Genomic DNA, 10,123 nt, shown 5'->3' with positions numbered 1-10,123 from the left:
CAGCCAGGGTCTCGTATTTCTTTGATTCAATATCATAGGAAAAGATCCTGCCGCCTTTAGCATCCATATATAAGGAAGCGTCATGCAGGCAGGCGGTGGCGGTATAAATGGTTTTATTGCCGTCAAAAGTAAGAGAACGGTGGATCTTGACCTCATATTTTTCAGCAATCTTGCTGTAGCCAAGGGATTCGTATTTCTTTGTAGCCGGGTCAAAAGTATAAAAAATATCATTATCAAACGCCGCCAGGCCGCAGAAAAGTTTTTTGTATTTTTCAATATAAAGCAGGCAGTCAAAACCGACCCTGTTCCTGTACATATCCGGGTCGGCAACCGACCTTTTGTATTCATCCGCGCCCAAGTCTCTTTCTGTTTTTAAATCACGCAGTACATAACGTTTTACTTTCATTTGATTCCTCCCGTAATTAATCTAGCTTACATTCCCATAAATAGCAGGAACGCTTCGGATTATCCGATTCGGCTATATAAATAGTATTACCTGCTTATGCAGTTGTTGCCAGTATATACCATATGTTGATTAAGAAGTCAGATTTTTTACATGAACAGGGTCAATCATCAGAGATTGCTGTACCAAACGATAAAACAGCATCCCATGGGATTTGGATGTTCTACGATTAAAACGAAACGTAAATTCATCCAAATAATAATTAAGATGTTGAACACATGCTTCTTCAGAATTAAATCGTTTTTCAAAGTCCATGATATTTCGTGGGTAGTTTTCCATACCCCTATATACTACATATTGTAGTTACTGGTGTCAACTGCATAAGCAGGAACATTTTTTACCTATTTTACATGGTCCATGAACAATACAGCCATGAGACAAGGAAGAGTTATTATCTACATAAACTGAAGTATTCTGCAACGCATGAACAATAACCCTGTCCTGGACATTGCAGTTAGCTCCGATAAATATCGAACTTTTTGGTTCATCCGCCCTGATTACAGCATCGGGCCCGACAAAAACCTGTTTTCCTATTTTTACGTTTCCGATAATTACTGCCGTAGGATGAACGAATGCTGAAATATGTATTTATGGACACACTCCATCAGGATTTTTGCTAATCATTTCCTGTTTTTCCCTGCCCCGTTTTTTTATTTCCAATAAACGAAAGAATAACTGAAATACTTAGCACTACCGCTATGAATCCAAGTGAAGCAGTTATCGATATTTTATAAACATCAGCAAGAATCATCTTAACACCTACAAAAGAAAGCACCAATGAAAGCCCGTACTGAAGATATTTGAACATCTGCATACAGCCCGCTAAAGCGAAGTAAAGAGCGCGCAACCCGAGTATCGCAAATACATTGGCGGAGTAGATAATGAAAGAATCCGTTGAAATAGCAAGAGCTGCAGGAATAGAATCAACCGCAAAAATAATATCGGTTGTTTCTATAACTAAAAGCACAAGAAAAAGAGGCGTCACAAGGCATTTGCCGTTACTTTTTACAAAAAAACTGCCGTTTACATATTCGTCAGATACCGGGAATATCTTTTTAAACACTTTTAACACAATATTATTTTCCGGATGTATTTCCTTGTTCTCTTCAAACCACATCTTGACTCCTATATAAACAAGCAATCCACCGAATAAATATATCATCCAGTGAAACTTGGCTATCAAGGCAACTCCTGCAACAATAAAAACCGCTCTCATCACAAGTGCACCGATTATTCCCCAGAAAAGTATTTTATACTGGTACTCAGCTTTAACTCCAAAATAAGAGAAAACAAGCAGGAATACAAATATATTATCTACACTTAGAGACCGTTCAACGATATAAACGGTCAAAAACTCAAGAGCTTTCTCACTTCCTTTAAAATAATATAATCCGCCATTAAATACCAAAGCCACCGCTATCCAGATTATACTCCATACCAATGACTCCTTTATGCTTATGGCCCGGTTTCCTTTATGAAACACACCCAGGTCCAGCATCAGCATAATCACAACAAATACATTGAAAATAATCCAAGTTGATGTTAACATTTCTTTTCTGTTCCTTGTTTATTTTGATCATTTGTTTGTAAAGAAGATGAATCAGGTTTATTGTCCGCAATAACCTGGCTGATAGCAGACTTTTTTAATTGTATTTTTGCATTGTCATCTATTTTAAGTTCAACTATATCAATTTTTATACCGGTTACAGTACCATAAATACCGCCTGCGGTTACCACCTTATCACCTTTCTTTAAAGCAGCAATCATTTTTTTTCGTTCTTTTTCCTTCCTCTGTTGCGGCCTTATCATTAAAAAATAGAAAATAAAAAAAATCATTATTAGCGGTAAAAAACCGCCTAAATCTTCCATTGTCCCTCCGTTATATTTTCCATATAAACTTGCGCTTGTTAAAATTGCATTGACTTATGTTGCATCAATGGGTTGTTCTCTGCTACAGTGTTTACAAATTATTGCGTCTTCTTTAATGATTTCTGCACAGTAGCGACATTTTTTAGTATAGCCCGCAGACACTCTGGCTGGAAGTACTGCGAGAATCACAATAAGTAATGGAACAATTGCACACAGTAAGAACCACAAAACAGGATTATACCCTTTTTTTCTGGATATAATACTGCCTATAATACCCGCAATAGTAAGCAGAATAACATATCTAACCAATTGGATTTTCTAATTCTTATGATTATTCGTTCATTTTACCCTGTATATCACCCACTCCAATAAATGGTATTGCCCCGCTGCCTGTAACCTGGGGCAGTATTCCGTTCCATTTATCTATCGCCTTAAGATTTGCTTCTATTTTTCTCAGCTCTATAAGGTCAGTCGAAATATTCGCTCTCTGGAGTCTCAGGGATTCGGCCTCTGCTCTTGCTGACGTAATTTTCTGTTCTGCTTCTATCTTTATCCTCTCTAAGTCTCTTTTTGCCTTCAAAGCAAGTTGTTCTGCTGTCTGCTTTGACTCAATAGCTTCCAAATATATTTTGGAGAAGTTAAAGCCAACTATAGAAAACGCATCAACCGCTATATTGTAAGGCATGAGTCTTTCGGCAAGGTTTGCTCTCATTGCTTCGCTTACCAACGGCCTCTTTGTGATAAGCTCTTCTGCTGAATAGTTGGCTGTCACAGCTTTTACCACTTCCTGCACTGCAGGATCTATGATGCGCTCTTTAAATTCTACGCCGATGGACTGATAGACAAGATTTGCCTTATCTGGAATTATATGATAGTTAAGGGCAACTTCCGAACTCACTTCCTGAAGGTTGGACGATGAAGCAGCTGCGCTTGTCAAAGATTTCTGAACCTTTACATCCACTATGGCAACATTCTGCACTAGAGGTATCCTGAAATGCAGTCCTTCTCCAAGTACAGTCTTCTGAACAGCGCCAAAATTAAGGACAACCCCCCTCATACCCGGCCCAATCTGAACCCATGGCGTTAAATACATAAAAAACACCAGAATACCTATACCAATAATCACAAACCGCATGGAACCTTTCTTCATTGCAGACTGTATTTTCTCTTTTGCCCTATTTATGCTCTCATTTATATCATCTTCGTACATTTTCCTGCCTCCTTATGTTTAAGCTAATCTTCATCGTTAAACCCGCTGAGGATTTAGCCCTGTCAAAATATCAGTTTTATGAATCTCTTGACGTGTTTCAGTTTGATATGGCTTTTAAGAAATTGAAAATGGTTAAATTGATGTTTTGGGAGGTTTCTTTATTTTAGAAAGAAATGGATTTTGATAAAGAAGATATTGCTTGATCAGCACTCTATTATATAAAAATAGCGGTTTCATGTTAGATTCATCTGATAATATATATTCACAATTCTCTATATCTGAATACTCCCCACAGCGAGACTCATTGTATTCAGCAATACAATATTCACTGCATAAATTGCAGCAAAAAGAAACGGCAACTAATAGTAAAAATATATTTAATATCTTCATTTCCATTTTCTGTTATACCATATTTCCTTTGTATTGTACATATTTGAACGTTGGTTAGGTTAAGGATTTCAGCTGCTTGCAGGCCGGTCATTCGTTTTTGTGTTACATCTTGGATTATTTTGTATCTTTGAATATCTTTCATAGTTGTTATGATTTTTATTCACCCATTTTGAAAGCTCCTTTTCTAAAATTGGTGTAGAAACTTTCAAAAAGTTTAACATTTTAAAAAATTAAATACTTTAACATCTTAATATCATAACAACAGGTGTTATTAACAGGTTGAAAACTTATTATTTTTTTAATAGAATAGCCCAACAGCAACTCAGCCTCAAAATTAATCAGGAGCCAATTATGAAATCCAAAAACCTTCACAAAGAATTATTAAAACCCGTGCACCTTGACACCTTCGATTTGGACGATGCCTGGTTCCAGGCGCTGAACGCCCTATTAGAGAAGGGGCACGTTTACACAATTACCAGAGGAAGCTATGAAGGACAAAGAAGGCTGGAGTTTGATTTTGTTACCATCAGGGTAAAGGAACCCGGCCACCAGATTATTCCGATAATGCCCGAGGGCTGCGGAATTCCTTCCCCTACAAGCATGGAATATATAAATGATTATTTAAGTTATCTTTTAACCGGGGCAAAAACAGCGACTGAAGATTATACCTATGGCGAAAGGCTGGTTGACGCAAAAATAAGGTTTATGGATAATATCAGCGGCAAAGAAATGCTGCGGGAAATGCCTTTGCATGTTAACCAGGTTGAAGAAGTAATAAAAATGTACAAAACCCACGGCCACGGTACAAACCAGGCAGTGATGGAAATAGGAATGCCTTCCGATATAAAATTGATTGACCCGCCTTGCATGCGCCTTATTGATACCCGGATCCGTTACGGCAAACTTCACTTCATTATTTATTTCCGCTCGTGGGATTTATGGGGTGGGTTTCCCTCAAACCTCGGCGGCTTACAATTGGTAAAACAGTATATGGCTGAGGAAATCGGCGTGGAAGACGGTGAAATAATTGCTGTAAGCAAAGGCATGCATCTTTATGAATATACCTGGGATTGGGCCAAACAAAGGTGCAAAAAAGAAAACCTCAAAATCGGTTAGTTCACAGGCCGGTCATTGTTCTTAATGCAGTAATTTCCTGCTCAGATCTTAATCTATAGTCAGTCTGGCCTAAATCGTATATACCAACCCAAATCTGCAAAGCCCGCACATAATTTCCATTTTTTTTGTAAATATTTGCAAGCATCGCTTTTACCATTATCGGGCAGTCGGGGTATTTAAGCGCTTCATCCAGTTTTCCTACCATATCCTGGTACTTATCAAGTTTTTTGTAAACTATCGCCATCTTAAAAATAGTAAATTGCCAGTAGTTTGGCGCATTTTTTATTCCTTCATCAAAAAGCGCAATACCCTCATCCGGCCTGTTTAAATTCCAGGCCAGGCAAGCGCCTCCGTATATGTATGCATAGTAGAAATACGGGTCTAAACGCACCACTCTCTGAGTAAGTTTTTGCAGGTCATAATATTCACCATTGCCATGGGTTACCCCGTCCGTACAATGCTCATGATCGTCTTCGTCATGTTTATGTTTTGCCTCTTCCTCATCGCCGCCGTAATACTGGAGAACCTGTATCCATGCAATATCTGAAGCCATCTTCCGCACGCCGAATACTATACCGGATAAATCAAATAATGCATATTGGTCAACAGGCGGCTGGTTTTGGGGCAGTGAAAAATTTACTACATCAAAGGGGTACTTGAAAGTTTTGTCTAAATACAGGCCGGAAGAAACTGCTAAGGCAAGGATGAAAATAAGAAGGGCTGTTTTTTTTACCATCAGAATTCTTTTTTGTTAAAAAGATGAATGGATAACAATAAACAAACTGCGCAGTAAGCAAAAGCGTAAACAACCGACACACCAAACCAGTAAGAAATCGTTAAACCTGAACCGATAAAATCTTTCCAGTTAAAATATTGCAAATTAGGAATCGCAAGATAAAGAACTTTAAGCACAACTTTTATAGGAGTAAACTGCATTTTCGCCGTAAGAAACTTTAGCTCCTGCGCAAAATGGCCCAATATCCATATAAAAATCGTAAAAATAAGCGATGATGACTGGGAAGTTGAAAAGAGCGAAAAGAAAACCGCGAGAGCTCCGATAATAGCTATTTTCGTCATTGAAGAAAAAATTGCTATCAGGTAAAGAGGGTCAAAAACCCAGCCCTTAAGCATTAACATCCCAAAATGCATCGCATACATGAACAGCATCGCCAGGTAAACTGAAACCAGCAAGCCTAAATATCTTCCTATAACATAATACCACTTAGGGATAGGCCTGATGAGCATCAAATACACTGTTTTTGATTCTATCTCCTCAAGTAGCAGGCTTACTCCGGCAAAAATAACCAGCAGTAATCCGAAGAATTCTATCGACGCAAGGCCGAAATCAAGCAAAATCCTTACCGGCTGTTCACCGCCCAGCACTGAAAGAAGCATTGTAACGAAAATTATCGCTATCGCGAAAACTACAAGTATGTAATAAACTCTGTTTCGTATATTTTGCCTGAGCGTATATTTGACGATGGATAATATCTGTTTCATTTGTCTTTTATGGCCTCTATAAATATTTCTTCAAGGTTATTTTTTTCCTGCCATTCTTTCTGTTCAACAACCTTAATAAACTCGCCTTTGTGCAGGATGCCCACCGTGTCGCAAATTTTTTCAACTTCCGATATGGAATGGGAAGAAAAGAATAATGTCTTGCCTTCTTCTTTAAGTTTGAGTATCAGGGTTCTCATTTCCCTGATGGCAAGAGGGTCCAAACCGCTGACTGGTTCGTCGAACACTAGTAAGGGCGGGTTATGTAAAAGGCTCTGGGCTATAGCCAGCCTTTGCATCATGCCTTTTGAAAATTCGCTGACTCTTTTACCTGCGTTGGGAACCATATCCACAATTTTAATGACTTCATCAATGCGCGCTGCAGGCACGCTGCCGGATAATTCAGCGTAAAAATTAAGGATTTCTCTTCCCGTCAGAAATTTATAAAAGTAAGGCATTTCAGGCAGATACCCTACCAATGACAGTTTTTTTCTGTCGGGCATAGGATTGCCGAAAAGAGAAATTTTGCCTCCGTTTGGAAATAACAGGCCTAAAATAAGTTTTATTGTGGTTGTTTTACCGCTGCCGTTCAAGCCTATCAAACCGTAAATGCTTCCTTCTTTGACTTCCAGGCTGAGGTTTTTTACGCCAACATAGGCTGTAACTCTGCCCAGGTGGCTCTTGCGGTATATTTTGGTAAGATTTTCAATTTTTATTGCAGAACTCATAACTTTTATAATTCTACCATCTTTACGTTTGCAATTCCGTCAATTTCTGCTATCTTCTTCAAGATTTCTTCCGATGCGCATACGTCTATGTTAATAATGGTCAGCGCTTTGCCGCCGACTTTATCCCTGCCTACCTGCATGCTTGCAATATTTATTCCGTTGCTGCCTAAAAGCATGCCCAATTTTCCCACCATTCCAGGCCGGTCCATATTATCAAGAATAATCATACATCCCTGCGGGATTACGTCAATCCCAAGGTTTTTCATGCTTACGATACGCGGAAACTGGCGTGAAAATACGGTACCTGAAATTACCAGCTGGGATTTTTCTGATATTACTTTTGCAGTTATCAACGAGGAATAATCCTGTGTTTCCGAAGTTTTCGTTTCTTTTATTTTTATACCGCGTTCTTTTGCAATGAATGCCGCGTTAACAAAATTCACTCTCACATCCAAAACCGGTGAAAGCAACCCTTTTAAAAATGCCGGCGTGATAGTGCCCACATTAAAGTTCGCAACCTCGCCTGCGTATAAAATTTCTACTTCCTTTATCCCGCCTTCAATCATCTGGCACTGAAGCGACCCGATTTTCTCCGCCAGGTCTAGGTAAGGGTTGATCTTTTTATAAGTTTCCATGTCAACCGAAGGCATATTTACGGCGTTGCGGATTATGCCCTTGGTAAAAAAATCAATAATCATATCGCTGGACTCAGTAGCTATTTTAACCTGCGCCTCTTCGGTCGATGCGCCCAGGTGCGGAGTAAGAATTATATTTTCCAGTTCAAGCAAAGGGGAATCCTTCGCCAGGGGTTCTTTTTCAAATACATCCAAAGCCGCAGCTTTTATATGTCCTGATTTTAACGCGTCATACAAAGCTTTTTCATCGACAATGCCGCCGCGGGCGCAGTTGATAATCCTCATCCCGGGTTTCATTTTAGCCAAAGAATCTTTGTTTATAAGGTACTTCGTCTGTTCGTTTAGAGGCGTATGCAGGCTGATAAAATCCGCATTAGCGTAGATTTCTTCAAGAGTAGAGAGCTCAACTCCGATTGATTTTGCGTATTCCTGCGTGAGAAACGGGTCATAAGCAATAACCTTCATCTCAAAAGCTTTCATGCGCAGGGCTACTTCTTTTCCGATTCTGCCCATGCCTATAAGCCCGAGAGTCTTGCCATGGAGTTCCGTTCCCATGAATTTTTCTTTTTCCCAGTTGCCTGCTTTGACGGAAGCATGCGCCTGGGGGGTATTTCTTGCGGTAGCCAGCAGTAAAGAGAGAGCCTGCTCGCATGCAGAAACAGTATTGCCCCCGGGGACATTCATAACAACTATGCCTTTCTGCGTTGCATAAGCTTTATCGATATTGTCGACGCCAGTACCGGCGCGCACAATGAGTTTCAAATTTTTTGCCGCATCCATTATTTCTTTCGTAACCTTTACTTCCGAACGGATAAGAAGCCCTTCGTAAGCAGGGATTAGTTCAGCAAACTTTTCTGGCGTTGGTTTTGAATGAACTTCAACTTTAAACTGGGGATGGTTAAGTAATTTATCAAGCCCATCACTGCTCGAATAGGTCATCAGTAATTTAATCATGCCAGGTTCCTCTCAGCGACAGCTATGGATTTTCCGGGTTCCAGTTTGTGGCCCAGTTTTGACAAAACTATTTCCAGCCCTGTAAATGCCGCTATTAAATCAAACTGGTCAATGTAGCCCATATGCGCCAAGCGGATAATTTTACCTTTTAATTTATCCTGACCGCCGGCAATGGAAATACCAAATTCCTGCCTTAATGTTTTAACGATTTTCCCGCCGTCAACGCCCTCCGGGACTTTTGCGCTGGTTAACACATTACAAACACAGGATTTGTCGGCAAAAAGCTGCAGGTTCATCGCTTCAAGAGCGCTGCGGGTGGCTTTCGCAAGTTTTTCGGTCCTCGCAAAAACATTTTCTATTCCTTCGGTTTTTATCATGTTTATCGCCTCATTGAGCGCAACAATCAAAGTCACTGCAGGCGTAAACGGCGTTTCCTTGTTTTCTACTGATTTTTTCATTTTGCGGTAATCCCAGTAAAACCTTGGAAGTTTTGCCGCTTCTACGACAGGCCAAGCTTTCTGGTTTACGGCAACGAAAGCCAGCCCGGGGGCGCACATAAGCCCTTTTTGCGAACCTGATACAACAACATCAAGTTTCCAGGTATCTGTGTATAACGGCTGACCGGCTAGCCCGCTGATTGCATCAACTACCAGGATTGCAGGTGTTTTGCTTACTATCTCACCGATTGCTTTAAGGTCAAAAACCACTCCGGTAGATGTTTCGGTATGAGAAGCAAATACAACTTTTATTTTCGGATTTTTTTTCAATTCGCTTTCAATCTGTTCTGGTTTTATACAGTTTCCCCATTCTGATTCTATTAAAATTGGTTTTATGCCGTAAGCTTCGCACATTTTGCCCCATCTATTGCCAAAAACGCCGGAACTGGCTACAAGAACTTCATCGCCTGGAGATAAAAGGTTCACCACAGCGGATTCCATCGCGCCGGTGCCTGAGCTTGCCATAATAAACGTATCATTTTTTGTCTGGAATATGTACTTCATGCCTTCAATAGCTTCAATAAATATTTTACCGAATTCTTCAGTTCTATGATGCAATATCGGCAGCGATTCTTTTTGCGCAACCTGGGGCGGTATCGGTGTAGGCCCGGGAGTAACTAAAAAATGTTTTTTCACAATTTTCTCCTTAAATTTGTAGTGCTATTTTATCAATTTTTTTATAATTTAACAAGCCGGACAAAAGTCCATCTGTACATATTGGGGACGTAGTTAGGTAATACGGTATTCGTTTTCCTCTGCAATCT

11 protein-coding genes and 1 pseudogene are annotated in these 10,123 nt (G+C 39.8%); 1 reads left to right on the top strand and 11 read right to left on the bottom strand.

All coding sequences use genetic code 11. The features are described from left to right. The 6 genes and pseudogenes from KKH91_04260 to KKH91_04235 all read right to left on the bottom strand — a co-directional run. Positions 1-406 (bottom strand): hypothetical protein (locus tag KKH91_04260; GenBank protein ID MBU0952023.1); only part of this gene is annotated, 406 nt, incomplete at its 3' end. 129 nt (positions 407-535) lie between these two features. Further along, a pseudogene (locus KKH91_04255) lies at positions 536-676 on the bottom strand (IS1595 family transposase). Positions 677-775: 99 nt separating this feature from the next. Further along, entirely contained in the window at positions 776-1,051 is a 276-nt protein-coding gene (locus KKH91_04250) for a hypothetical protein (GenBank protein ID MBU0952022.1), read from the bottom strand. Between the two features lie 28 nt (positions 1,052-1,079). Continuing rightward, positions 1,080-2,012 carry a TerC family protein gene (locus KKH91_04245; GenBank protein MBU0952021.1) on the bottom strand — a complete coding sequence of 311 codons (933 nt, stop codon included), beginning with the start codon at positions 2,010-2,012 and terminating at the stop codon, positions 1,080-1,082. Beyond that, positions 2,006-2,332 (bottom strand): preprotein translocase subunit YajC, encoded by a 327-nt coding sequence (yajC, locus tag KKH91_04240; protein MBU0952020.1) that lies wholly within the window; start codon positions 2,330-2,332, stop codon positions 2,006-2,008. Before yajC ends, KKH91_04245 begins: the two co-directional genes overlap by 7 nt. Positions 2,333-2,663: 331 nt before the next feature. Next, entirely contained in the window at positions 2,664-3,542 is an 879-nt protein-coding gene (locus tag KKH91_04235) for a prohibitin family protein (protein MBU0952019.1), read from the bottom strand. A gap of 741 nt (positions 3,543-4,283) precedes the next feature. Here KKH91_04235 and KKH91_04230 point away from each other — a divergent pair. After that, positions 4,284-5,048 (top strand): thymidylate synthase, encoded by a 765-nt coding sequence (locus KKH91_04230; protein ID MBU0952018.1) that lies wholly within the window; start codon positions 4,284-4,286, stop codon positions 5,046-5,048. A 1-nt stretch (position 5,049) separates the two neighbouring features. Here KKH91_04230 and KKH91_04225 read toward each other — a convergent pair whose 3' ends face one another. From KKH91_04225 to KKH91_04205, 5 genes are read right to left on the bottom strand one after another with little or no spacing between them, the layout of a single operon-like run. Continuing rightward, on the bottom strand, positions 5,050-5,784 hold the full coding sequence (locus KKH91_04225; protein MBU0952017.1) for a hypothetical protein: 735 nt from the start codon (positions 5,782-5,784) through the stop codon (positions 5,050-5,052). Then, entirely contained in the window at positions 5,784-6,548 is a 765-nt protein-coding gene (locus tag KKH91_04220; GenBank protein MBU0952016.1) for an ABC transporter permease subunit, read from the bottom strand. The genes KKH91_04225 and KKH91_04220 overlap by 1 nt, the downstream gene beginning before the upstream one ends. Continuing rightward, positions 6,545-7,273 (bottom strand): ABC transporter ATP-binding protein, encoded by a 729-nt coding sequence (locus tag KKH91_04215; GenBank protein MBU0952015.1) that lies wholly within the window; start codon positions 7,271-7,273, stop codon positions 6,545-6,547. The genes KKH91_04220 and KKH91_04215 overlap by 4 nt, the downstream gene beginning before the upstream one ends. A gap of 5 nt (positions 7,274-7,278) precedes the next feature. Then, entirely contained in the window at positions 7,279-8,859 is a 1,581-nt protein-coding gene (serA, locus tag KKH91_04210) for a phosphoglycerate dehydrogenase (GenBank protein MBU0952014.1), read from the bottom strand. Continuing rightward, the gene (locus tag KKH91_04205; protein MBU0952013.1) at positions 8,859-9,995 is read right to left on the bottom strand and encodes an alanine--glyoxylate aminotransferase family protein; all 1,137 of its coding nucleotides are present in this window, start codon (positions 9,993-9,995) and stop codon (positions 8,859-8,861) included. Before KKH91_04205 ends, serA begins: the two co-directional genes overlap by 1 nt. Positions 9,996-10,123: the final 128 nt, after the last annotated feature.

This window comes from Elusimicrobiota bacterium (assembly GCA_018816525.1).
GTDB lineage: Bacteria > Elusimicrobiota > Endomicrobiia > CG1-02-37-114 > XYA2-FULL-39-19 > OXYB2-FULL-48-7.
This window is presented reverse-complemented; position numbering and strand designations above follow the sequence as displayed.